Source organism: Paenibacillus cymbidii, from assembly GCF_004764705.1.
GTDB classification, from domain to species: Bacteria; Bacillota; Bacilli; order Paenibacillales; family NBRC-103111; genus Paenibacillus_AN; species Paenibacillus_AN cymbidii.
In genome coordinates this window covers 104,862-131,272 of the sequence record NZ_SHLX01000019.1, presented here as the reverse complement: position 1 = coordinate 131,272, position 26,411 = coordinate 104,862, and the positions used below count along the sequence as shown (strand labels likewise).

The 26,411-nt window shown below is 59.0% G+C and carries 14 protein-coding genes; 8 read left to right on the top strand and 6 right to left on the bottom strand.

Annotation, left to right across the window (positions count from 1 at the left end):
- Positions 1–173: 173 nt before the first annotated feature.
- Both EXY20_RS24360 and EXY20_RS24355 read right to left on the bottom strand, forming a co-directional pair.
- Positions 174–3,317 (bottom strand): ATP-binding protein, encoded by a 3,144-nt coding sequence (locus tag EXY20_RS24360; RefSeq protein ID WP_135554721.1) that lies wholly within the window; start codon positions 3,315–3,317, stop codon positions 174–176.
- A 97-nt stretch (positions 3,318–3,414) separates the two neighbouring features.
- Positions 3,415–4,101, bottom strand: coding sequence for a response regulator transcription factor (locus tag EXY20_RS24355; protein ID WP_135554720.1), 687 nt, complete (start codon positions 4,099–4,101; stop codon positions 3,415–3,417).
- Between the two features lie 162 nt (positions 4,102–4,263).
- On the opposite strand from EXY20_RS24355, the gene EXY20_RS24350 reads away from it, so the two are divergent.
- Positions 4,264–7,590 carry an immunoglobulin-like domain-containing protein gene (locus EXY20_RS24350; RefSeq protein ID WP_167859483.1) on the top strand — a complete coding sequence of 1,109 codons (3,327 nt, stop codon included), beginning with the start codon at positions 4,264–4,266 and terminating at the stop codon, positions 7,588–7,590.
- 18 nt (positions 7,591–7,608) lie between these two features.
- On the top strand, positions 7,609–14,754 hold the full coding sequence (locus EXY20_RS24345) for an S-layer homology domain-containing protein (protein ID WP_135554718.1): 7,146 nt from the start codon (positions 7,609–7,611) through the stop codon (positions 14,752–14,754).
- Between the two features lie 67 nt (positions 14,755–14,821).
- Here EXY20_RS24345 and EXY20_RS24340 read toward each other — a convergent pair whose 3' ends face one another.
- Both EXY20_RS24340 and EXY20_RS24335 read right to left on the bottom strand, forming a co-directional pair.
- On the bottom strand, positions 14,822–15,814 hold the full coding sequence (locus tag EXY20_RS24340) for a fatty acid desaturase (protein WP_135554717.1): 993 nt from the start codon (positions 15,812–15,814) through the stop codon (positions 14,822–14,824).
- Between the two features lie 445 nt (positions 15,815–16,259).
- Entirely contained in the window at positions 16,260–16,532 is a 273-nt protein-coding gene (locus tag EXY20_RS24335) for an HU family DNA-binding protein (RefSeq protein WP_135554716.1), read from the bottom strand.
- Between the two features lie 258 nt (positions 16,533–16,790).
- Here EXY20_RS24335 and EXY20_RS24330 point away from each other — a divergent pair, with 258 nt between their 5' ends.
- Positions 16,791–17,708 (top strand): tyrosine-type recombinase/integrase, encoded by a 918-nt coding sequence (locus EXY20_RS24330; protein ID WP_135554715.1) that lies wholly within the window; start codon positions 16,791–16,793, stop codon positions 17,706–17,708.
- A gap of 105 nt (positions 17,709–17,813) precedes the next feature.
- On the opposite strand, the gene EXY20_RS24325 is transcribed toward EXY20_RS24330, so the two are convergent.
- Both EXY20_RS24325 and EXY20_RS24320 read right to left on the bottom strand, forming a co-directional pair.
- On the bottom strand, positions 17,814–18,728 hold the full coding sequence (locus tag EXY20_RS24325; RefSeq protein ID WP_167859482.1) for a TIGR03943 family putative permease subunit: 915 nt from the start codon (positions 18,726–18,728) through the stop codon (positions 17,814–17,816).
- The gene (locus EXY20_RS24320; protein ID WP_135554713.1) at positions 18,725–19,645 is read right to left on the bottom strand and encodes a permease; all 921 of its coding nucleotides are present in this window, start codon (positions 19,643–19,645) and stop codon (positions 18,725–18,727) included. Before EXY20_RS24320 ends, EXY20_RS24325 begins: the two co-directional genes overlap by 4 nt.
- Before the next feature lie 240 nt (positions 19,646–19,885).
- Between EXY20_RS24320 and EXY20_RS24315 the strand changes: the two genes are divergently transcribed.
- The 5 genes from EXY20_RS24315 (at position 19,886) to EXY20_RS24295 (ending at position 26,401) form a co-directional block, all read left to right on the top strand.
- The gene (locus EXY20_RS24315) at positions 19,886–20,584 is read left to right on the top strand and encodes a metal ABC transporter ATP-binding protein (protein ID WP_135554755.1); all 699 of its coding nucleotides are present in this window, start codon (positions 19,886–19,888) and stop codon (positions 20,582–20,584) included.
- Complete coding sequence (locus tag EXY20_RS24310) at positions 20,530–21,390, top strand: metal ABC transporter permease (RefSeq protein ID WP_135554712.1); 861 nt, start codon at positions 20,530–20,532, stop codon at positions 21,388–21,390. Before EXY20_RS24315 ends, EXY20_RS24310 begins: the two co-directional genes overlap by 55 nt.
- Positions 21,387–22,325: a metal ABC transporter substrate-binding protein gene (locus EXY20_RS24305; protein ID WP_135554711.1), complete on the top strand. Its 939-nt coding sequence runs from the start codon at positions 21,387–21,389 to the stop codon at positions 22,323–22,325. Before EXY20_RS24310 ends, EXY20_RS24305 begins: the two co-directional genes overlap by 4 nt.
- Before the next feature lie 28 nt (positions 22,326–22,353).
- Entirely contained in the window at positions 22,354–23,571 is a 1,218-nt protein-coding gene (locus EXY20_RS24300) for a GTP-binding protein (RefSeq protein WP_135554710.1), read from the top strand.
- Positions 23,572–23,716: 145 nt separating this feature from the next.
- Entirely contained in the window at positions 23,717–26,401 is a 2,685-nt protein-coding gene (locus EXY20_RS24295; protein ID WP_135554709.1) for a fibronectin type III domain-containing protein, read from the top strand.
- Positions 26,402–26,411 lie beyond the last annotated feature (10 nt).

Here is a 26,411-nt window from a genome sequence, read left to right as displayed (position 1 = left end):
CTTCATACAAAATAGCCAGTGAAATCACTGGCTATTTTGTATGGACAGCCCGTTTTTGGCCAAATAGGTCAGAAAACGTGGCCTATTGTGCAAGGGGGAGTTGGCGGAAGGGGGGAATGGCGCGCAAGAAGCAACGTGTCTGCTAGCTGCGCGTACGTTCCGTGGGCTGCCTGTTATGCCAAAGGGATGTCGATCGCCAGCAGGCAGCCGCTTTCGCCACCCGCCGAAATGGCGAACGTGCCGCCGTGCCGCTCCACGCGCTCCTTCATCGCGGACAAACCGAAACCGAGGGAGGCGGACTCGAACTTGCGGCCGTCGTTGGCGAGTCGGAAACGCACGGTCGAAGGCGAAGCTTCGGAGCTCAAGTGGAACGTAAATGCCGTGCTCTTGCCGTGCCGAATGCCGTTCGTCAGTCCTTCCTGCAGCGCGTGGAACAACGTTTTGTTCAGCGCGTCGGGCAAATCCGGGAGCGGCTCGATCGTGTAATCGACCACAATGCCCGTATGCTCTTCCGTCTGGCGGATCAAGGCATGCAGGGCAGGCAGCAGCGTGCGGTGCTCCTCGGCCGTGCGCAGCATGCGTACGGTGGCGCGCACCTGATCGAGACCGCCGTGCACGGACTCGCGGGCGGCGTCCAGCTTCGTGGCGGCGCGCTCGGGGTCGCTTGCGAGCAGCAGCTTCGCCGCTTCGATCTGGATCATCGCCGCCGTAAGCGTATGGCCGACCTGATCGTGCATGTCGTGCGCGATCCGGCTGCGCTCCTCCAGCACGGACACTTCCGCCAGCGCCAGCGCCGTTTCGTTGACCGAAGCGATCAGGTGCCGGTTCGCGTGTTCCAGCTCGGCGGTACGCTCCAGCACGAGCCGCTCCAGCGAACCGGTCAGGCGCGACAACTGCAGGTGCACGCGGACGCGGGCGAGCAAATCTTCGCCGATGACCGGCTTCGTCAAATAGTCGTTCGCCCCTTCGGCGAAGCCGGCGGCGATGTCGGCGGGGCCGCTCTTGGCGGTCAGCAGCAGCACCGGCAGCGCGCTGGCGGAATACGACCGGCGCAGTTCCCGGCACAGCTCGTAGCCGTTTACGGCCGGCATCATGATGTCGGCGATGACCATTTCCGGCTTGCCGTGCCGGTCGATCCACGCCAGCGCCTGCCTGCCGTCTTCGGCAGGGGAAGCGGCAAGCCCGTGCATGGACAGCAGGTTGGCAAGCACCTGGCGGTTGATTGCGTCGTCGTCGACGATCAGGATCGTCGGCGGCTCGCCCGCCAATCCGGCATTCGGCTCATCCGGCTTCACCGGCGGCGAAACGAGCGCAGCGGACGGCTCGAGCGCGCTTGCCGCAGCAGGCTCGCGAATCGCCGCCGTCTGCTGCGGCGCCGGTTCGGCTGCGGCTGCCGCAAGGGAAGCGTCGGCAATCGGCAGCGAAAAGGTGAAGACGCTGCCCGATCCGGGAGCGGACGAGCAGGTGAGCGTGCCGCCGTGCAGCTCGACGAGCTTCTTTGCGATCGGCAGCCCAAGTCCGGCGCCGCCTTGGCTGGGTTCGCCCTGCTCGAAAGACTCGAACAAACGCGGCATGTCAGCCGGATCGATGCCAGGGCCCGTGTCGGCTACCGAGACGTACAAGTGCCGGTCGGTCGACTTCGCGAACAGGCGGATGTCGCCGGCTTCGGTATGTTTGACGGCGTTGCCGAGCAGGTTGAACAGCACCTGCTGGATGCGATTTTCGTCGGCGAAAACCAGCGGCGCGTCGTCCGGGATATCGATGACGAGACGCAGCCGTTTCCCGCGGGCAAGCGGCTCGACGATCGTGGCGACGACATGCGCCAGCGGGGCGAGCGCCAGCGGCGCCCGGCTTAGCCGCAAGTCGCCGTGTTTGATTTTGGAAATGTCGAGAATGTCGTCCACCATATGCGCCAGACGTTTGCCGCTGACCGCAATCATCTGCAGCTGGTCGGCGATTCGTTCGCCCACCGGCCCGGCCGCGCCGCGGGCCAGCGTATCGGCGATGCCGATAATCCCGTTCAGCGGGGTGCGCAGCTCATGGGAAGTGTTGGCGAGAAAGTCGTCCTTCAGCCTGTCGAGCTCGGCCAGACGCACGCTTTTCCGTTCGAGTTCGGCGGCATGTTCGCCCACTTGGCGGTAAACCGTCTTCACACGTTCGCGCAGCACCATGCCCATGCAGAAGATGAGCACGAAGAAGGCGTGCATGAACCGGCTTTGATCCATGACGAGGCGGTACAACATCGGCCATCGGTCGGACACGGAAGCGAGGCTGTAAATCGCCACCATCGGTCCGAGCACGGCGAAGCCGGCCAAGTACCAGAGCGATTCCGTCGTTTTGCGCCGCAGGTAATGAACGACGGCCTGCAGCAGCACGAACAGGATGATTGGCAGCATCAAGTAGTTCAGGACGATATCCGCGTTACGGTACAAGCCGGGATCGAACCAGGCGGCCGCAAACTCCAGGACGAATGCGGCAAGCATGCCTTGCCACAGGCGGCGAATGATGTTGCGGTAGCCCGGTCCGAAGACGGACTCGTAGAACAGCAGAAACCACATGACGCCGAGCGGCATCATCGCATTGACGTAGTACACGTAAGCATACGCGTTGAAATAAAGCTGCACGAACGGGAACATGCGCCCGAGGCAAACATAAGCGATATACAAGGCGAACATGGCGAAGATCAGGTAGTTCCGCTCCCGTTTGGAGAAAAAAAACAGCAGCGCGCCCGCGCCGATCAGCAGCGTGGTGAACCCGAGCGCCATCTCGTAGGCGGATTGCCAGAACAGCGTGCCGAACACATCCTGGTACTGCTGGATATACACCCAGCCGATGGACAACAGCTCATTGTCCTTGTACATCCGGATATACAGCGTATGTCCGTCCATGTCCATCGGCAGCGGAGCGCGCCCAAGATTGGAGTGGGAAACGACTTTGCGATCGAGCGGTTTCATGTTGCGCTCCAGCAGTTTGTCCCCGTCCAGATAAGCCTCATAGTGAAGAAGTCCTTCGACGAACACATTCGGGTCCCGCCAGCGATTGGCCGGCAGCTCGAGCGCAAGCCAAAAGTAGCCCGTCACCGGGCGGCGTCCGTATTCCTTCCGCACTTCATCGGCGCTGCGCCACGACGCCGTCTGCAGCTGCTCGGGCGACAAATCCCCCGCATGAATCCGCAAATTTTTTTGCGCCGTAATGGAATAAAGGTTCTCATACCGCGGATCGACATGCTGGCCGATCAAGGCAAACGGAACAAGCGGCAGTATCGCGATCGCCAGGACGATCAGCACAATGGTAAGGGGCTTCGTTTTTGCAAGCATGACGTTCTCCGTCCCTGAGGGTAAATGGCCGACAGTTTTATGTTCGCCGCTTTCGTCCCGCGTGACCAGTGACGCCGGTCATCGCTTCGGTCACGGATTATCCGTCCGCGTCCGCGGCTTGCGCGTCTTTCATCATGCCCTGCAGCAGAAGCAGCGCTTTGGCGCGGTCGTTCGTGCCGATTTTTTGGTAGATGACGCTGATGTAATTTTTGACGGTGCCTTCGCTCATGAACAGGGTGCCGGCGATTTCGCGGTTGCTTAGTCCTTCGAGCAGGAGCAGGATCACTTTTTTCTCCCGATCGGTGAATCGAATGCCTTCGTGGCGCAGCCTTCCCGGGTCGAGCACCTCCGCCGGAGCGCCGGTGAGGAAAGCAAGCCTCGCGGCCAGCTTCGCGGCGATGGAAGCGGGCATCATCAACTGGCCTTTCACCGCGTCGCGGATCGATTCGACGATCTTCTGGGCGGGCAAATCCTTCAACAAGTACCCGACAGCGCCGCCTGCCAGCGCTTCGATAATATACTCGTCCTCGGCGAACGTGGTCAAAATCAGCACGGCGGTTTCGGGGCATTCTTTGCGGATTCGTTTGGCGCTTTCGATCCCGCTCAGCTTCGGCATCCGGATATCCATCAGCACGAGATCGGGACGAAGCGTACGGACGAGCTCGCAAGCCTGCTCGCCGTCTTCCGCCGCCCCGACGACTTCCATATCCTGCTGCAAGTCGATGATGGTTTGCAAGCCGTCCCGCATCAACGTTTGGTCGTCGGCAATGACAACACGAATCATTCGTTACCCTCCGCATCTATTACGATTGTCCCATTATACAGCACCTGACGCAGCGGCGATAGAACCAAACGATGACCAAACGATTGACGCCGGTCACTGGTCATTCCGCGGGCGATCGTTACAATGAAGGATGGTTATGCTGCAACCTGGAGGGATCTGGTCATGAAACGCAAGTGGAAAATGTGGTTCGCCGTCGTGGCGGTGATGGCGATGGCCGTTATGGCGTCGGCGGCGCAAGCGGACGAACAACCGCGGCTGACGGCTACCGCCGTGCAGGTGACGGCGAGCGACACCGGCGTCGCTTACCAAGCGTACGCCAATCGTTATGTCGTCGGGCCGAACGGCTGGCTCGAATGGAAAATTACCGTGAAGGAGAAGATCGCCGGATTCGCGCAAGGGAGCTCGTACGATTTTGACAAAGACAGCGTTTCGTATTGGGAGCGCAAGCGGGCGGTCGTCAAACGGCAGGAGGGCGATCACACGCTCGTCTTCCGCTTCGAGCCCGGCCCTTCGAGCCCGAGCGGTCCGTTGACGCTGGACCGCCAGCTCGCGCTGGACGGCGGCATTCGTTATTATGCGACGAACCCGGGCGACGGCCAGACAACGATCCGAACGGCGAGCGTCATCGACATGGGCGGCGTCGGCGGCATGGCCGTCACCCTGTTCAAGCGGGAATACCCGACGCTGGCGATCACCCCGAACCCGGACGACCTGCGCAAAAACAATCAGCCGGCGAACGGCTTGTCCGTGGACCGGATCATCGTATCCGTCAACGACCCGGTGCTCGATCCGCAGGATTTTCAATTCAAATACGATTTCACCGCCGGCACGTATCGCAAGAAGATCGATTGGACGGTCATGGCGGAGCGCAATACGATCGACGTGCCGCCGGAAGCGCGCAACAAGGGGGCGCATCTGACGATCGAGGTGCGCGACAAGGGCGGAAACTGGCGGCCCTACACGTACTTCTACCCCGGTCCGGGAGGGCCCGTGCAGTCCTGGGCGGCCGTCGATCCGTTCAACGTATTCGGCGGCGACGTCGGCGACAACGCGAACCGGTATTTGAACATAGGGTCCGGGGGAAGGGAGTACGATTCGTGGGAGCGGGCCAATATGCTGCAAATGGCCAAGTCGGAATTCAAATATTTGCGGCAGCGGTACGAAGCGCCGCAGAACAAGTATACATGGCTGGCGGTATTCGTGTTCGGCAGCATGCAGAAGCAATCGGCCGGATACACAGGGTTCGCCGATGTAAATCTGGAGCGCAGCGGCTATTTATGGAGCACGAGCCCGAAATTGCCCGAAGACGACTTGCCTGTCTCGCCGTTCAAACAAACAATTCCGGCCAAAGAGACGAATCCGCTCTCCGGCCGCGTCCTCGAGGGGCACTGGAGCGTCATCGGTTCGGACGAAACGGCGGCGCTCGGCGAAGGGACGTATTATTTGTACGTTAAAGCTGTCGACGCCGTAACGGGCGGTTATACATGGCAGCAAGTGTATTATGACGCCGACCGGTTCCTGGCCGACAAGAACGCGACCAATTTTGCGCCGGTCAAGCTGGTCAAGGATATAACGCCGCTGGCGATCCATTATGCCGATCAGCCGTTCGGCCGGGGCGAGTATACCATTAATGCGACGGTCAGCGACAATTTCCGGCTTGGCGCGGCACAGTACATGGTCAGCGGCTCGGATCGCTGCCTTTCGTCGCCCGGTTTGTGCGCCGCGCTCGGCGATCAGTGGACGGACGCGCCGCTTGCCGCCGACGGCAAAACCGCGACGATTGCCTTGAACACGGCAACGCTCAAGACAGACCAGACAAACGTCATTCCGGTTTACGTCTACGTCAGGGCAGTCGAATACCGGCATACGGCCGGCACCTCGTACGAATCGAATCCGTTCGCGGCCGGCAACAGCGCCAATATCGTCGCCGCATCTCGCGGGTACTACATCGTGCGCGGGGAAAACAAGCTTGAGCTCAAGATGAGTTATGTCGGCCGGTTGGACGAAACGAATCGACTGGCGGCGGCTCCGCAGCACCGCATTCGCCTGTATGCGCATGCGGCCGGGCTGCTCGCCGCCGAAGGCGACATTCGCTACCGGCTCGAAACGGCCGGCGGCGCGGTTGTGCAAGACTGGACGACCGTGCAGAGCGGCGACGAAATCGTGCTGGCCGGGGCGAACGGCGAATACAAGCTGCGCGCGTATGCCGCGGAGCTGGAGGGAAGCGGGCGCAGCGCGGAGCTGGTGCAGCCGTATGTGATCGGCACGGCGGCCCCGTCCTTGTTCACGGCAGCAACGTTTAGCACGACGGCGCTGACCAATCAGGATGTGACGCTTGCATTGACGAGCAGCGTACCGGTCAAAATCGCCGGCGTCGACGATACGTACGTGACGGCCCATATGTTATCTTTTGCCGACAATGCACAAACGACGTTTACGTATCAGCAGGAGGGAGGACCGGCCGAAACGCTGCATGTCAAAGTCGGCCACATCGACAAAACCGGCTTCGCCTATCTGCAAGGCGCGGGCACGATCGTCTACACGCCGAGCCAGGCGACGACCGGAGAAGTGACCGCCCACCTGTACGTCGGCAAACGCGTCAAACCGGGCAGCGGCGACGGCATCACGTATCGGAACGGCTGGTTATCGTATCCGTTTGCAACCAACGGCAGTCACGTTTTTGAAGCGGAAGATTTGGCCGGCAATCCGTTAAGGGTGTACCTCAACGAAACGAGCCGGCGCGCGGACGTCGCCTGGATCGACTCCTCCGCGCCGAACGTGTCGATCGCGTACAGCATGGCGGCGTTGACCAATCAGCCGGTAACCGCGACGCTGCAGCTGCCGGGCGGGCTGACCGTGGTCAACAACGGGGGCAAAACGACGTACTCTTTTGCGGCGAACGGCGAGTTTACGTTTATTGTCAAGGACACGGGCGGCGTCATTCGCGAATATACCGCCACCGTCGCCAACATCGACAAGGAGCCGCCGGTCATCACGCTGCAAGGTTCGCTGACGTATCCCGTCTATCAGGGACTGCCGTTCGCTTTTGTCGAACCGGGCTTTGCGGCGACCGACAACCGCGACGGCGTATTGACCGCGTCGGTCCATGTATCGAACAACGTCGACGTGTACAAGGGCGGCTACTACGAAATCGTGTATACCGTTTCCGACAGCGCGGGCAATACGGCCCGGCAAGTGCGCGGCGTATCCGTGATGGATTTGAACGGCATCAATGTGTTTGTCAATCAGATCCGGCTGCGGGGAGATGTCGTCGTGCCGCGAGGGACGCTGCAGTTCGACATTATCGGGCAGGAGAGCAACGATCTTGTTTTCCGCTATCTCCCCGGCCGGCTGACGGCCGGCGCCTTCAAGGGCGGCGGGCTCCCGATCGCCGGACGAACGGTTGTGTTGAACGAAGCGGGCTGGTATACGATATTCGTCCAGGACCGGGAACGGCGGACATTCGTCGGGCAGATCAACGTGCAGTAACGAAGGGGAGACGGGCAAGTGAACATCAATCGATGGATGAAACGCGTGGCCGCCGCAACCGCGGTAGCGATTACGATCAGCAGCGTGGCCGGCTTCCTGCCCGGCAGGGCGCAGGTGCTGGCGGCAGGCGGGGGCCGGCTGACGCTCGGCGACGATGTGCTGAGCGTCAGTGTCAATGCGGCCAACGGGCGGTTCGCCGCACGAACGACAGGAGGCGATCCGGCGAACGCGGGCGACGGCGACAAGCCGCTCGTGTACGAGCAGGAAGTGCCGGACACGTCGTACACAAGCTTCCGCATCGACGGCGAAGAAGTGATCTACGGCCATACATACGGACCGGAGGCGACGCCGTTCGGCTATTTCCTCGAAGCGCCGCAGTTGGTGGGGCAGCAGATCGTGTCCACCTGGCGGTACAAGGATGTCGACATCCGCCAAACCGTCGATCTCGTGCAGCAGGGCGAATCGCTGCCGGTCGGCAACGCCAAGCTTTCCTACCGAGTGGACAACAAGTCGGGCCGCAGCGTCAAGCTGGGCACGCGTATATTGCTCGACGTGACCGCAGGCGACAATGACGGACCGCTCCTGATGGCGCCGGGCGAACTGTCGCCGGTCAGAGGCGAACGCGAGTTCGGCGCGAACGACGTGCCGCTCTACTGGCAGGCGATGGATAACGTCGACGATCCGTCGGTGATCGCTTTCGGCACGTTGTACGGCTTCGGGGAGAAAAAACCGTCGCGCGTCGTCTTCGGCCATTGGAACGGATTGTCGGCGGGCAAATGGCTGTATTCGCCCAATCCGTGGACCGATTACGCGGCGGCGGACAACTTGTACGGGGTTGCGGACAGCGCCGTGGCGATTTATTGGGATGAGGCGGCGATTGCCGGCGGCGATTCGGCTTCGTTCTCGACACTTGTCGGCATGGGCGAAATGGAGCAGCGGCAGACGGTGCTGGACAACATGACGGTTTCCGTGGCGGCACCGCAGAAGGTGGCGGCCGAGACGAACGGCTCGTCGACGTTCGAGCTGTCGGCGATCATCGCCAACGATCTTGTTTCGTCTGCCGATCAGGGCGACGTGCGCGTCGAGATCAGCTACCCGACCGGCGTCCAGTTGACCGGCGGAGATCCGAACATCGCCTACATCCCTTCGTTGTCCAAGGGGGAGCGGATGTCGCTGCGCTGGCGGTTCGCCGCAACGGGCGCCGATACGGTGAACGTATACGCCTTTAAAGTGCGCGTTACGGTCGGCGATCCGCAGTCTCCGGGAGTGAAGCGGCGGGAAGAGACGGCGCACGTCGTCGTGCTGCCGAATTTCCGCCAGCCTCCGGACATCCAGTTCACCGCCGTGGCGCCGAACAAGATGTACGTGAAGGAAGCGTTCCGCAAGGTAGTCATTCGCGGCAGCAGCCTGAATTTTCTGAAGGACGACCCGGATCGGTGGCGCGTATACGTGCAGGACGCCCGCGGCACACGAACGACGATCGAGCCGCGATATGTTGCGGTCGACAGCAACAACCAGCTTTCCGTCATGCTGCCGGAGCTGCCGCTCGGGATTTACGGCATCGGGATCGAACATGAGCTGAGCAAAGGGATGTACCGGCCGGACGCCATCACGATCACGAACGACATTGCGGTCATGACACGCGGTTACGGCACTTTGCTGATTACGAAAAAAGACGTGCTGAAGACTCGCCCGGACATCGGCGGGCAGTATACGCATACGAGCAATCGCATTTATTACGGCAAGGGCGACAACGTGCCGACCGTTCCCGCGGGCGAACAGGAAGTGCTGCGCATCCAGGGCAACATCCAGGACATGAACGACGGCACCTACTCCGTTGTGCCGCATCCGTCGCAAGCGGTGACAATCGGCAATGTGCTGAAGCTGACGGTTTCCGCGTACGACGCCGACATGCCGGGCGAAATCGTGGTCAAACCGACAACGGTCGAATACAGCGACAGTTACGTCTACGACACGGCGACGCAGGCGGTCATTGCCGGCAACGACCAAAGCCGGATCTATTTGAAGCAGCTGACGAATATGCCGCAATCCCCGCTCATCTGGAAGTCGGCGTTTACGTTCAACGTCAACGACATGAAAATTCGCAATCCGAACGTGTTCGGCTTCAGCGACGACGTCAATGCGATCGTCGGGCCGTATGTGCTTGGCATCAAGCAGATGAGCGTCGTGTACGACCCGGACGAAAAGAAATACGCGGCCGAGTTCAAAGGGTCGCTCGACATCCTATCCATTCTCAAGACGTTGTACAAATATTTCGGCGCCAGCGACAACGCGGTGCTCGGCAAGCTGCTTTATGCCGAAATAGCGGTGGACAAGTTCCGGGTTTACGAGGACGGCAAAATCAAGTTCGCGCTGGAGGCGGGCATCGGGCTGCCGCAAATGAAGATCGGGCCGTTCCTGGCCGGCGACGTCAGACCGAACCAGACGGGCGGTGTGGAAGGCCGGCTGCGCATCGATACGATTCAAAACTTGTACAGCATTTACACGAAGCTGAGCTTGCCGAATCTGGAGACGGTTCCTACCGGAAGCGGCGGATCGTTTGCCCGCAACTCGCGGATCCAAGGCAAATTCGGGGTCTTTACGGTGCCGACGCCGGACGGGATGATCGTCTTTCCCGACGAGTTTATGGCCGAATATGCCGACAACGTCGGCTTCATCAGCATCCCGAACGTGCCGCTGACGATCAACCAGCTGGGCGGTGAAATCAAGGGGCTGCACACGCTGCGCGACAGCATCGCCAAAGGGATTTATCCCGACTTCAGCGGCAGCTTCTGGTTCGGCATCACCGATACGGTGACGCCCGTGCTGCTCGGGCGGCGAGCGTTCAGCGCGTCGAATGTCAAGCTGTCGATCGGCAGCAAGGAAGCGTCGCTCAGCGGCACGGGCAACATCTATGTGGTGCCGATTGCCGATCTGACGGGCAAAATCATGTTTTATCCGGTCACCGGCGCGCTGGTGGGCGGGCGCATTTCGCTGCTGGACGTCATCGTCGGCCAGGCGTCCGTCGAGCTCAGCTACAATAACGACTCGTCGCAGTTTTACTTCGGCGGTTATGTGCGGGGCTATGTGCAAATTCCGACGTTTTCGCCGATTCTGCCTGGCGTCAAGCTGGCGGACGCCTCGGCGGCGCTCAATACGAATTTCGTGCAGGCGTACGCCAAGGCGCTCGGAACGATTCCGGTCGGCGTCCGGTATACGTGGAGCACGCAGCAAGTGCAGTTTATCAATCCGGATACGAAAACGTTCGCCCTGTCCGAACCGGGGGCGGAGGGATCGACCCGGCTTGCGGTCGGCACGAATTTGACGCCGATTCCGGTCAAGACGCTGTCGGGCGTAGTGACGGCGCTGGACGCAACGACGCTGCAATCGTTTGTTTCCGGCGGCGGCGAAGCGCTGCTCGTGCAGGCCAAATACGAACGCGGCAGCGACATCGGCCTGAAGCTTACCGATCCGGACGGCGCCGAAATTCCGCTGGTTGAAACGGGCGACGGGCAAAATGTGATTCGCAGCGAATACACGGATCCCGATACCGGAAGCGTGCAGGACTACATCGCCGTTTCGGTGCCTGCCGAGCGGAACAAGCCGGGCACATGGACGATCAGGAGCAGCGTCCCCGCCGAGTTCGAAGCGTTCGGCGCGGCGCCGCTGCCGGAAATCAAGACGATCGCGGCATCCCAGAACGGCGAGCAGGCGGGAATCGAACTCGCGCTTTCGCCGGCGGCTGCGGACGGAAGGACGAAGGCCGATCTGTATTTGGAAAGCGTCGAAACCAGCCAGCCGATCCTGACGCGGTTGCTCGCCGACGTTCCGCTGACAGGGAATGCGGCGTTGCTGCAAGCCGCCTTGCCGGACAGCATCGGCAGCGGCTCGTACAAGATCGTTGCCGTGCTGAAACAGTTCGATGCATCCGGCGGGCTGCTGCAAAACAGCTTCCGCGAGTCGGCGCCGTTCGCCGTCGTCAATCCGAAGGTGCCGGCTGCGCCGGGCCATGTGACGGCAACGGCGATCGGCAGCGGCGGCGTCAAAGTCGAATGGGACGCGGCGGTCGGGAACGACATCGCCGGGTATTACGTCTTCACTGTCGACGAGCTAGGCAAGCCGGCGGACGGGTCGAATTGGACGTTCGTCCCTTACGCGGACGGCGTGACGCGTTATGCCGCGGACATCCGCGGTTGGCCGACCGGCGCGACGTACCGGATCGTCGTGCAGGCGGTGAGCCAGAAGCCTGGCGGCGCAGTCGACGATCCGTACGCCGATTATCCGCAGGCTGACGCGGCCTACATTGACGATCCGCTTTCGACCGGGCAATACGAGGCGAGTTGGTCGCGCATCGAAGGGATCGCGGATTATGTGATTCAATTGGAAGACGAAGCGGGCCGGACGTATACGATCCCTTATTCGAGCGAACTGTACAACCACGGCGAGAGCGCAGATGACGACTATTACGATACGAAGCTATATGGGCTGCCGCCCGGCAAAACGTTCGATATCGTTGTCAAAGGCGTCGTGGCTCCCGACTACCGCGCCGGCGGAGTGACGGCGGTCGACATCGGTTCCGGTTTGAAACGAATCAGTTGGAACAAGTCCGATCTTGCCGACGTCCGCTCCTATACGATTTATGGCAAACCGCAAGGGGAAGGGGGAGGACAGCCGGTCCTGTTCGAATACCCGGTGCCGCCGTCCGGCCAGCCGGGCCGGTATGCCGACATCGAGGTCGGCGGGTTCGCCGACGGGACGGCCTACGACATCGACGTGTACGCCAATGTGGCAAGCGAGCAGCCGGAGCAGTATTTCGGCTTGTGGTCGACACCTGTGGAAATGACGCTCGACGCGCCTACCCCGCCCGTATTCGACATGAACGTCCAGCCGGTCGATTCGACCGGAGGAAAGGAAGTGCGTGTCGAGCGGGATGACGAAGGTATGCCGTATTTCCGCACCAACACGACCAACGTGACGCTCCAGTTCGCCAGCGACACGGCGGTGCGGACGGAAGTCCGCGTCAATCCGTCGATGTACGATCCGGGCGCCGAACCGATGACGATGGCGGGCGCCGGGTGGAGCGTCGGTGTTGCGCTCAAGGAAGGCGCCAACGAAATCGAAATCGCCGCAGCAGGTGAAGACGGCGACACCGACGTAAAGACGTACCGCATCGCGGTCAAAACGAATGCGCCGCTGCTCGCGGTCGACGACGTCGCCTTTGCGGACGGGAACGCCGAGCTGACGGGGCAAACCGACGTCGGCGCGACAGTGACCGTAAACGGCTACCCGGCCGAGGTTGAGGAGGATGGCCGGTTTACGTACCGGTTCCCGCTTCCGGACCGGCAAGTGTTCGACCTGCAGATTGTGGCGGCCGATGCCTATGGCGGCAAAAACGTTTACACGCAGCAGGCGGTCAATCCCGCCGTGCTGGAAATCGACAAAGTCGTGATCGGCATGCAGCGGGAAATGAAGTCGGGCGACAAGCAGCCGCTGCGGCTGTACGCTTACGACAGGGATGGCGCTGCGGTGGAAATCCCGAACGAAGCGGTGGAGTGGACCGTCCTGTCCGGCCAAACGTACGCCGAGCTGACCGGCGGCGAGTTGAAAGGGCTGCGGCAAGGGCAGGCGGTAGTGGAGGCCAGCTTCCGCGCCAATGAACAATACGCTTGGACCGATTACGGGGTGTTCGACATCGATCAGATCAGCACCGTTTCGATGACCGATCTCGAAGCGGTGACGACGGATCTGGCGGCGCTTGCCATCCGGTATACCGAAGGGGACGACCCGACCAGCGTGACGAAAACCGTTTATTTGCCGGTCGAAGGCGCAAACGGGTCGGCAATCGAATGGTCGTCGAGCCGTCCGACCGTCATCGACGCGGCGACGGGGCAGGTGACCCGGCCAGCGTTTGGCGAAGGCGACATCGCGGCGACGCTGACGGCGACCGTCGTTAAAGGGGATACGCGCCAAACGAAGGCATTCCAACTGAATGTGAAGCAGTTGGAGCAGACGAACGGCGGCGGCCATCCGGGCGGCAATGGCAGCGGCGGCGGAAACGGTGGAGACGATGGGGAGGGACCCGGCGGGAACACCGGGGGAGGCAATACCGGCGGCGATGGCGGTTACGGCGGAGGAAGCGGCACAGCCGACGGTGGCGGCAACAGCGGGTCGACGCAGCCGCCAACCGATGCCGGATGGCGCATCGACCCTGCTTCCGGCGGCACGGTGGCCGGGGATGGCGTTGCCATCCGTTTCCCGGCGGGCTCCTTCCCGGGCGCGTTCCGCGTGTCCATCGGGACGATGTCGGAGGACGACGTCAAGCGGCTGCCGGCCGGCGAACGCCGCGTCAGCCAAGTATACGAGATCGCGAAGTCGACCGCCGGCATTTTCCTCAAGCCGGTGACGCTCACGCTGCCGTTCGACCGCTCCAAGCTCGATCCCGCTGCGGACACCGTAGCCGTTTATTGGTACAACGAGGTAACCGGCGAGTGGGTGCCGCTGGACGGAGCAACGGTCGATTGGGAGAGCGGCACGGTCAGCGGGCAGACGATCCACTTTACGAAGTTTGCCGTCCTGACGCCGCCGGGCAAGGCGCCTTCCGGCAACGGAAAGCCGCTGCCGGACTTTGCCGACATCGCCGGGCACTGGGCGGAAACGGGCATCCGGGCCATGGCCGGACGCGGCGGCATCGACGGGTATCCCGACGGCACGTTCCGGCCGGATCGGGAAGTGACGCGAGCGGAGTTTGTGCAATTGCTCATGCGTACCGTCGGCATCGCCGGCAAGAGCGGAACAGGCCGCACGTTCGCCGATACGGCGAACCATTGGGCGCATGACGCCATCGCCGCGGCCGCCGCAAGCGGCATCGTCGACGGCTACGACGATGGGACATTCGGGCCGGACGATCCGATTACGCGCCAGCAGATGGCGGCGATGCTCGTACGGGCGCTGAAGCTTCCCGCCGCCCGGTCCGGCGCCGCGTTCGCCGACAGCGGGGACATCGCCGCCTGGGCGCTTCCCGCCATGACGGCCGCGGCAGAGCGCGGGTTGTTCGTCGGCTACGAGGACGGCACGATCCGTCCGCTCGCCCGAGCAACCCGAGCGGAAACCGTCGAAGTGCTGACACGGGCGATCGCCTTGTTTACCCGTTCCGTCACGCCTTGACGAGCGAGCCTTACTGGAACAGGCAATGAAATAGGCAGATCGCAAGAAACTGCGATCTGCCTATTGTTTATCCTTTCAGGCCTCGAAACCCCACAAATCGTTTGCTGCTCTCGTCCCATAGTCGGTATCGAAGCGCCTGCAGGCTCGAACGAATGCCGATGGCAGGAACGTCATGCATGGCGGCGTTGCTCTCGTGTATATACTGCAAATTATAATTCGTCACCTGAGGATCGAGATGATGAATATGGTGGAATCCGATATTCCCCGTCATCCATTGCAGGATTTTGGGCAGCTTATAATAGGAGCTGCCGTTAATAGCCGCGCTGAAGAAATCCCACTTGTCCGTACGCTCATAATAGCTGTCCTCAAATTGATGCTGCACGTAGAAGAGCCATATGCCGGCAACGCCGGACAAGTAGAGGATCGTTCCCTCTACAAGCAGGACCTCCTTCCAGCCCAACAACCAACAGAGCAGTCCCATCAAGCCTGCTAACGCTGCGTTCGTCAGGTACGTGTTCATGCGCTCTTTGCGTTTGGCACTCTTTCGGTTCAACCGGTATTCATACAAGAATATAAATACCGGTCCAAGCCCGAACATGACGAAGGGGTTGCGGTATAAGCGGTATCCCAGACGCTTCCATGGGGAGAGCGCCGCGTATTCCTTCGTAGTCAGCGTCCAAATATCGCCTGTGCCTCTACGGCCTAAATTGCCGCTTGTCGCATGGTGAATGGAGTGCTCATTTTTCCATTGCTCATAAGGGAAGAAAGTGAGGATTCCCGTCATCGTCCCGATGACCGTATTCGCTCTTCTCCCGGCGAAGAACGATTGATGGCAGCAATCATGGAATATAATGAAGATTCGGATCATGAATCCGGCTGCCGGAATGGCAAGCGCCAGTGTGATCCAGATGGAGACAGACAACGTTACATAGGCAAGACCCCACAGCAAGAGGAAAGGAACGATGCTGTTGAACAACTGCCAGACGCTCTTCCTCCAATCCGATTTGCCGTGAGGAGCCATGTCTTTTTTCCAGCGGGTGTATTCTTGAAGTGATTTCATCGCAATCCCCTTTTATTGGAAAACGCTCGCAGCAATGAATTTCCGGAGCTTGCCAAGAAATTTCTGTCTTTCCGATTCGAAAAGGCCATGTAAAGGAGGCAGCCCAACAGAAGGCACCCCCCCCAAACAGTGAAGAAAAATGAAGTAAAAACGCAGGAAATCATGATCAACCGCGAACTCTTCTTCATTGTCCTTCCCGGTCGGTTGTAAAGAATCATTTCTCCAGTGATGAACGACCATCCCTTTCCCTGCTTGTGCCAATCTTTAAATGGCCCGGATTGGCTGCCTTTCGCTGCAAACTTTGTTTGGTATAAAAATTAATAATGTCATCAATGGTAGAAAATACGACACTAACGTTCGAATCAGGGGTACTTATTTTGATAAAAAACCGCTTTTCTGATGTAGGAACATCTTTATTTTATATTCGCATGTGGGGATAGCAAGCTTAATTTAACGCTTTTTTCAACGTGATTCCTGCCGTGAATACAGGAACATTACCCGCCGGAAGTTCCACCATTTCACCTGTTTTGCTGTTTCTTCCCCGGCGTGCTTCACGACTGCGGACATTAAATTTTCCGAAACCGACCAGTTGAACTTCTTTGCCTTGTTTCAGCGCTTCAAAAATCGAGTCCAGCACATGCGTTACCGCTTTTTCAGCATTCTTTTTTGAAAATCCGCTCGATTTCGCCACATCTTCGATCAATTGTTCTTTGTTCATTTACAATCCCTCGCTTCTATTATTTTAATTGCGCTAATAACCGTTCTCGTGCATGGATGAAAAAGCAGGAAGAAACAAAAAACTGCCCCACATTTCGAGCAGTTCGAAAAAATTTAATCATGTATAGAAGTACTTGTTTGCATAGAATTCCTCCAATAACCAATTTAACCATAACGTATACTTGATGTCCGCTATTGTTTTGGTTAAGATAAGAATACCATGTCCGCTAATGTAAGTCAATGTCGGGAGGGCTCGCCAATGATTGACACGTCCGGGATTTCCAAGCAGGGGGAGCAGGCCATTCACGACTTCATTCACGCTCTCGCCACCCGCAAAGCTTTGAATCCCAAAACGCTAAAGGAATACACAAGCGATCTGAAACACTTCATCTTTTGGTTTGAGACATCGGGCCGCCAAGAGGAAGAAGTAATATTTCGCATGGAAGAGGTGGCTACTCCAACACTAACACGATACCGGGAAGCCGCTCAAAACATAATGGAATTGAAACCGGCGACCATTAACCGGCGGCTTGTCACCTTGAAACGGTTTTTCGAGTGGGCCGTGTCGGAATCCAGGATTCGCCGCGATCCTTCCAAACCGGTGAAATTGGTTCCTGAAGAAAAGGCAAGTCCCAGGCAGATGACGGACAAAGAAGAAGCTGCATTGATCGCTGCGGCTGAGCGCGGCGGTTCCATTCGGGATCTGACGCTTCTTACCGTGATGCTTCACACCGGCTTGCGAACGATGGAAATATGCGATCTGGCTCCCGGAGATATTCAAATCGGTACATCCGGCGGACAGCTTACGGTCCGATCCGGAAAACGGAATAAACAGCGGGAAGTCCCTTTGAACGCAACGTGCAAAACTGCTTTGGAAAACTATCTGGCCGTCCTTCCTTCGGGTTGCCCTTATCTGTTTCCATCGGAGAAAACCGGCGATCGTTTAACCGAACGCGCTTTACGCCATTTGATTCAAAAATACAGGAAAGCCGCGCGGCTCGAAGGGTTGAGCGCCCACGATCTTCGGCACCGGTTCGGGTACGTGATGGCGGAAAACACGCCGTTGCCCCGCTTGGCACAAATTATGGGACACGACAGTACGGATACAACGATGATTTACGTCAAGGCGACTCGTGAAAATTTGCCATCTGAAGTCGAAAAAATAGCTCGGCAATGAGGGTATGAGAATGATGTATGCAAGAGTAGGGAACTGCTAACTCCAGAAGGACGGATGCCATAGTTGCAATACCGCTGATCTTGGCGAATGGGAATGGGACATGCTTCAAAACATCCGATACACATAAGGATCTTTCGGCGCGTCGATTTTCGACCACGATTGGATTTTGACGACGGGCACCGTTTGTTTGATCGGCTGGTAATATTCCCAGGTCAGCTTGCCCTCCACATGCACCCACTGGTCGTTGTTCAGCGGCGTTCGCTCGGAGAAATCCGCCAGCATGCCGAACACGCCGGAATCCGCCACACAATGGATGAACCCGAACCGAAAGATGAAAGCATGCTGATCGTCTACCCGGCTTTCCCGGTAAACAAAACCGTCGAAGGCGATCGTGCGGCCCATATACGTGTCCGGCGAGTTATAAATGACTTCCAGCCCGGTTAAAAAATCGTTCTCCCCCAGCCTGATTTCCGGCCGGTCGATGAACGCTTTGGCGTCCTGGGCTTTTATTTTGTTGTAGCCTGTTTTGCTGTAGAACACGCTCGTATCCGGCTTCAGAAACTGATGGATGCCCGGGTTCTGATCGATGCCTTCCTGCATGGAAGGGATGGAAAACCCCTTGGCCTTCACGAAGCTGGAATCCAACGTCTGTACCGGCAAAAAAATGCCGGTAAAGATCGGCACACTGACGATCGCATACCCAACGGCACGCTTGAACCTGGATCGACTGAGATGCGAATGCCCGTGCGCATGATGATCGTGCCCGTGATCATGGCCGTCCTCGTGCTCGTGATCACGATCATTCCCATGATGGTCATGGCTTTCTTCGCCCGAAAGCTGGCGCGCCTTGTTCCGCTTGGCGAAACGGATGTATTCGACGATGCCGAGCAACACGAGCAGCACAATCGCGCCGATGGACAAATAGGCGTACCGCATATTGATATATTTGTGAATATCGCCGGTATAGTGCAGCAGGAACAGCATAAAGGCAAGCCCGAACAAGATCATGTAGCGACTCATGCCAACCACCATCCCACCAATAAGGATCCGAGCCAAGTAAGAACAGCAATGAGACCGATCAGCACGGCGACGAATTTGCCGCGAAAAGCGCTGAGCAGCATAATCGTATTTTTAATGTCGACCATGGGGCCGAACACGAGAAAGGCCGACAAGGCGCCGGTCGAAAACGTGCTTCTGAAGGAGGAGGCGATGAACGCATCCGCTTCCGAGCAAAGGGAAATGACATAAGCGAACGCCATCATGACAAGTGAAGCGGCGAGCGGATGATGGCCGATGCCAAGCAAATGGGCGGTAGGGAGAAACGTTTGCATCCCGGCGGCAACAAAGGCGCCCAACACCAAATATTTGCCGACCGCAAAAAATTCGTCGATCGCATGGCTCATCGCCCCGCCGCATTTCTGGAGCGCGGTCGCTGCAGTCGTCTCTTGCCTGCCGATCGGTTCGACCGCCGCGGCCGTTTGCGCCGCCGCCTCGGACTCGGCGCGCCTGATCGGGGCATCCTTGAACAGAAAAGACACGACCACGGCCACAACAAAAGCGACAACAACCGCCAACCCGCCGCGTATGGCAACCATCGTCCAATCGTTGCCGAACGCGATGAAAGTCGCGAACAAGACGATCGGGTTAATGATCGGCCCCGTCAGCATAAATGCGATTCCCGCATGAAGCGGCATTCCTTTGCCGATCAGGCGGCGCGTAATCGGCACGATGCCGCATTCGCAGGAAGGGAACAAGGCGCCGATGCCGCATCCGAACAAAATGGAGAAGTAGCGGTTGCCGGGCACGATCCGGGAAATCCATTTTTCCGTGACGAATGTCTGGATGAGCCCGGAAACGATGACGCCGACGAGGATGAACGGAATGGCTTCCATCACCATGCTGATAAACAAGGTGTTCAACTGCAACAATGGTTTCACTTGGGTTCGCTCCGATTGACACGGGAATCGTTCCGCCGAACTATTCGTAAGTATTACTATATTATCACAAATGAAAAAGAGCGAACAGTTTTACATTGACAGATCGTTCGCTCGTTTGGTACATTGTTAAATGTAAATATTACGTTTAGCGAGCTGCGGCTCGTTTTTCATTCCGCTTTATTCGTAATAATTACATGTAATTAAAAGCGGTTGTGTTGTGCGGGGAGGATTCGATGATTGATGCTTATGGCCTCGATGAAGGAAGTTACGTTCGGGTACGGCGATGTGCCTTGTTTGGAGGAGGTGAATCTCGAGATTCGGCGCGGCGAGTTTGTTGCCATTACGGGGCCGAACGGCGCGTCGAAATCGACGCTGTTGAAATTGCAGCTCGGCCTGCTGCGGCCATGGAAAGGAAATGTGCGGCTTGCTGCCGGCAAAGCCGCGGGTGGTGTCGGTTATGTCCCGCAGCATATCGCCGCCTTTAACGGCGGGTTTCCGAGCACGGTTCTGGAATTTGTCCGTTCGGGGCGATTCGCCGGGGGCGGCTGGCTGCGCAAGCTTCGTTCGGCCGATCATGAGGCGACGGAACAAGCGCTGCGGCAAGTGGGCATGTGGGAGCTGCGAAAACGCAAAATCGGCGAATTGTCGGGCGGGCAAAAACAGCGGATTTGCATCGCGCGGGCATTGGCGCAGGAACCGGACCTGCTGGCGCTTGACGAACCTACCACCGGCATGGATCCGAAAAGCCGGTTCGGCTTTTATGAGCTGATGCGTCGCCAGGCGACGGCGTATGGCAGGACAGTTGTCATGGTTACGCACGGACTGTCGGAAGTCGAAGGTCATTTGGACCGCATCGTTGAGCTTGCGCGAAAGGAGGGCGGAGGCTGGAAATGCTGCACTACGACTTCATGCTGCGGGCATTTTGCGCCGGTGGAATAATCGCTCTGCTGGCTTCCGTGCTCGGCGTTTACTTGATGCTTCGCCGTCAGGCGCTGATGGCGGATATGCTGTCGCACGTATCGCTGGCCGGCATCGCCGGAGGCGCCTATTTTCATGTCAATCCGACGTTGACCGGTTTTCTTGTCGTCATTCTTGGCGCCGTGGCGGTGGAATACATACGCAGATCGTATAAAACCTACAGTGAAATTTCGGTGGCGATCATCATGGTGGGAGGGCTTTCGGTTGCCGTTATGCTGATGAGTCTGAACCAAAGCATCAATAAAGGTTTTTCGTCGTATTTGTTCGGTTCGGTCGTCGCCGTCAATCAAACGGAGCTGCTGCTGATGCTGTTCGTTGCGGTGGTAGGGGGAGCCTGCTTTTATTGGTTGCGCCGCCCCTTGTATCACATCGCTTTCGACGAGGAGACGGCTGCGGCGAGCGGCGTGCCAGTCCGGCGGATTTCGTTGCTCTTCAGTGTACTTACCGGGATGATCGTTGCGGCGGCGATGCCGATTGTCGGCGTATTGCTGGTATCATCGCTCATCATCTTGCCCGCTTCGCTTGCGACCCGCCTGGCGCGAAGCTTCACGGCAACCGTTGTGCTGGCGATGGCCGTCGGCCTGATCGGCGTTTTTTCCGGACTCGCCGCTTCTTATCAGCTCAGCACGCCGCCGGGAGGAACGATCGCTTTTGTGCTGCTCGTATGTTTGCTGGCGGGAATCGGCGTCAAAAAAATGGCGCTTCGACTCGCCAAAAGTACCGGTCATGTCATGGCCAAAGAAAAAGGGTGGGAGGTAGAAGGATGAAAGCGGGGATAGCAAAATCGTTTGTCCTGTCGGCTGGAGCGGCGCTTGTTTTGGCCGGGTGCGGCAGTCTTTCGCAGGGAAGCGACAAATTGAGCGTGGTGACGACATTTTATCCGATGTATGAGTTCAGCAAGCAGGTGGCCGGCGAACATGCCGACGTCGTTGCGCTTATTCCGCCCGGAGCGGAGCCGCACGACTGGGAGCCAAGCGCCAAAGATATGACGCGGGTGAAAAAAGCGGATGTGTTCGTCTATAACGGCATCGTCGAAGGTTGGGTGGACAAGGCGCTGTCGAGCGCAGCGAGCGGGAAGCGCGTCGTGGTGGAAGCGAGCAAAGGCATCAAGCTGATGGAAGGGTTGCCCGACGAGGAGGAAGAGGGGCACGAACACGCAGCGGGGGACGGGCACGTGCTCGATCCGCACGTATGGCTCGATCCCGCTCTGGCCCAGCAAGAAGTGGCAGCGATCCAGGCGGCGCTCGAACAAGCGGACCCGGCTCACAAGGAGGATTATCGCAAAAACGCCGAAGCCTACATCGCCAAATTGAAGGAACTGGATGCCGCCTTTCAAGAAGGGCTGAAAAGTGTGAAACGCAAAGAGTTTGTGACCCAACATGCGGCGTTCGGTTATTTGGCCGCCCACTACGGGCTTACGCAAGTTCCGATTGCCGGGCTTTCTCCCGAGCAGGAGCCGTCTCCCGACAAGATGGCGGATATCGTGAAGTTCGCGAAGGAGCGCCAAGTCAAAACGATCTTCTTCGAAACGTTGGTCGATCCCGCTGTCGCGAAAACGATTGCCAACGAAATCGGGGCCAAAACGGATGTGCTCAATCCGCTCGAAGGCTTAACCGAACAGGATAAGAAAAACAACCTGGATTACATCGGCATCATGAAAAACAATCTGGAAGCATTAAAAAAAGCATTAAACGAATCGTAACCTACTTATCTGCGAAAAAGGTGATGACATGACCACTGCCAAATTGCCGGTTACCGTATTGAGCGGCTATCTCGGCTCGGGCAAAACGACCGTACTTAACCATGTACTGAACAATCGCGACGGGCTCAAGGTTGCCGTAATCGTCAACGATTTGAGCGAAGTGAATATCGATGCGTCGCTTGTCAGAGACGGCGGCGGACTTTCCCGGACCAATGAAACATTGGTGGAAATGTCCAACGGCTGCATCTGCTGCACGCTGCGGGAAGATTTATTGCGCGAAGTGGAGCAATTGGCGAAGGAGAATCGGTTCGACTACATCCTGATCGAATCGACCGGCATTGGCGAGCCGGTCCCGGTTGCGCAGACGTTTACGTACATCGATGAAACGCAGGGCATCGATTTGTCCCGCTTTTGCCGGCTGGATTGTATGGTAACGGTCGTTGACGCTTATCGGTTCTGGCACGATTACACTTCCGGCGAAACGCTGCTCGATCGCAGCCAGGCAATTGGCGAAGACGATACGCGCGAGGTGGTCGATTTGCTGATCGATCAGATCGAATTTTGCGATGTGCTCCTGCTCAATAAATGCGATCTTGTGCAGGAGGATCGGCTGGAGGAGCTTGAGGCCGTCCTGCGCAAGCTTCAGCCGCGAGCGCGAATTATTCGAACCGAGCACGGCAAGGTGGACCCGTCCGCGATTCTCCATACCGGATTGTTCGATTTCGAGGCGGCAAGCCAGTCGGCAGGGTGGCTCAAGGAGCTGGAGAAGCCGGCTCATACGCCGGAGACGGAGGAATACGGCATTTCGTCCTTTGTTTACGAACGCCACAAGCCGTTCCATCCGGGAAGGCTGCTGCGTTGGATGAAAGCGTGGCCGGCGGAAGTAGTGAGAGCGAAAGGAATCGTCTGGCTGTCCACCCGCCATAACGTTGCGCATAGCTTGAGTCAGGCGGGGCCGTCGATTCGGTTCGGGCCATCCGGCTATTGGATGGCGGCTTTGCCCGAAGCGGAGCGAATGGCGCTGCTGCAAGAGGAGCCCGAATTGGCTGCCGGTTGGCATTCCGTGCATGGAGACCGGATCACCAAATTGGTGTTTATCGGGATCGGGATGGACCGATCCGGCATCGAGGCGAGCCTGGACGACAGTTTGCTGACCGATGACGAATGGCATCAGGACTGGAGCCGTTTTCCGGACGAGCTGCCGAATGCGGTCGCGGAAACGACGGCGGTACCCGATATCCATTAAGGGTCGGGTGGGACGATGCCCGCTCCTTCCTTGCGGAGAAGATATGAGAAGGCAATCAATCCCAAAATAAAGCTATTTACGCAGGAAAAAACTTCCTTCCATAATAAAGGTGCACCGCCATTTTATTATTGAGGAGGAGGAATTGATGAAACGACGGCAAGTGTGGGTGATGCTCCTGGTATGGCTGCTGGTTGTGCTTCCCTTGTTCGGAACGGGGCAGGGGGTGCCCACGGCGCACGCAGCCGGAGGCAAAATCGCGCTGACGACGCTGATGGTCACGAACGAAAGCGGGGTCGGCGACGCTACGAAGCTGGTCGACCAGCAGGATATTGCCGACGATCCGAAGGGGGGCCACGGCGGAACGAACGCGACGGGCCTCGCGACGACCAACCAGTGGAATCCCGGCTACGACAACACCGGCTACCCTCTTTACGCGTACATCGATCTCGGGCAACAGTACGACATGACCGACATTTATTTGTACGACACGTATGCGGGCGGGAATGTGTCGTTCTACAGCGGCAGCCCGGGCAACTGGTCGGCGACGCCGCTGTTTACCGATCCGTTGTCGGGCTACATGAATTGGAACGGGCACGCGCTGTCGAATGTCACGACGCGTTACGTCCGCGTGCAGCTGCACGTGCAGGCGGCGGCGATGGCCGAAATCGTGCTGTACGGTTCGCCGGTCAGCGGCGGCGACACAACGGCGCCTGCGCAGGTGACGACGCTTGCGGCAGGGAACCCGACGGCTTCGTCGCTGACGCTGACGTGGACGGCGCCGGGGGACGACGGCGGCACGGGCACGGCAACAAGCTACGACATCCGCTACAGCACGAGTGCCATTACCGCGGGCAACTGGGCAAGCGCCACGCCGGCGAGCGGCGAACCGGCTCCGGCTGCGGCAGGCGCGAGCCAGTCGTTTACGGTAAGCGGGCTTGTCGCAAGCACGAAGTATTACTTCGCGATGACAACGACGGACGAAGCGGGCAACATTTCCGCATTGTCCAATGTGCCGAACGGCACGACGTCGGCGAACCCGGGAAGCGGCAAAATCAACTTAGCGCCCGCTATGGTGACCAACGAGCGGCCGATCGGCGACGCCACGAAGCTGGTCGACCAGCAGGGGATCGCGGACGATCCGAAGGGCGGGCACGGCGGGACGAACAGCACCGGCCTGACGACGACCAACCAGTGGAACCCCGGCTACGACAACTCGGACTATCCGCTCTACGCGTACATTGATCTCGGCCAGTTGTACGACTTGAGCGACATCTATTTGTACGACACATATGCAAGCGGCAATGTTTCGTTCTACAGCGGCAGCCCGGGCAACTGGTCGGCGACGCCGCTGTTCACCGATCCGCTGTCCGGCTACATGAGCTGGAACGGGCACGTTTTGACGAACGTCACGACGCGTTACGTCCGCGTGCAGCTGCACGTCCAGGCGGCGGCGATGGCCGAAATCGTGCTGTACGGCGCGCCGCACGGGGGAGACGTAACGGCTCCGGCGAGTATCACCGACCTGGCGGTGTCCGACATTGCGTTCGGTTCCGTCAAGCTGAGCTGGACGGCGCCCGGCGACGACGGCAGTACCGGAACGGCGGCAAGCTACGACATTCGCTACAGCACGTCTCCCTTGTCGGAGTTGAACTGGGCGAGCGCAACGCAGGTGACCGGCGAACCGCTGCCGGCAGCCGCAGGCGCAAGCGAATTCATGACGGTGAGCGGATTGACGCCGAAGCACCGGTATTATTTTGCGATGCGGACGGACGACGACGTTCAGCATACGTCCGGGCTGTCGAACGTCCCGAACGCGATGACGGTTGCAACGCCGATCGGTTACGCGCTGAACGGAGCGACTACGATCGATGTGCACGCGAAGCTGCAGGAGACGGGGGCCATCTACTACGTGCTGTATTCGGCCGCACAGCCCGGTTTGACGGCAACCGCATTAAAGTCGGCAGCCCAGGGGCCAACCGGCAGCGGTGTGCTTCGGAACGGCGTCGTCCCGGTTGCCGCCGGCGATGTCGGAAACGATCTCGTTCGTTATTTGACGGGGCTTGGCGATAACGCCACGTATTATTTGTACCTGATGGGCGAAGGGACGTCTTCGGGCCTCGGCCCTGTATACGGCTTCCCGGTCGCGATGCCGACCCGGCATCAGGTGATGACGTTTGCCTCCGGCAACCCGAACGCCGGCGATGTGCAGTATTGGGCGTACGCTCCGGAAGACTACTACAAAAATCAGGATGCCGATTTCCCGCTCCTTGTGTTCCTGCATGGAGGAGGCCAGAAGGGGCCCGGCATCAACAAAGTGCTGGAGGCCGGGCCGCCGCAGCAGATAGCGGCCGGACAGGAGCTGCCGTTCATCGTGATATCGCCGCAGCTGCCGGGCAATTTCTCCGGATGGAATACCGCCGGATTCATCGACACCTTCGTCGAGCATGCCCGCGCCCTGTACCGCGAAGATCCGAAACGCATCTACGTGACCGGGCTCAGCCTGGGCGGCGGCGGCACGTTCTACTATGCCGCGGAGCACCCGGAGAAAGTGGCGGCCATCGTGCCGATCGCTGCCGTGACGACCTTGACGTCGACGAATGCGTGCAACGTGCGCGCCATCCCGATCTGGGCGTTCCACAACAGCAACGATCCGGCGGTCCCCCGCGCCACCGGTACGGAGCGGATGCTGAACTGGATCAACGCCTGTACGCCGCCGCCCAGCCCAACGCCGCTGTACACCATCTATCAAAGCAATGTGCATGGGGGCTGGGAAGAAACGTACAACAATCCCAATGTTTACGCATGGCTGCTTGGCAAGTCCAAACCGTGATTGGTTCGGT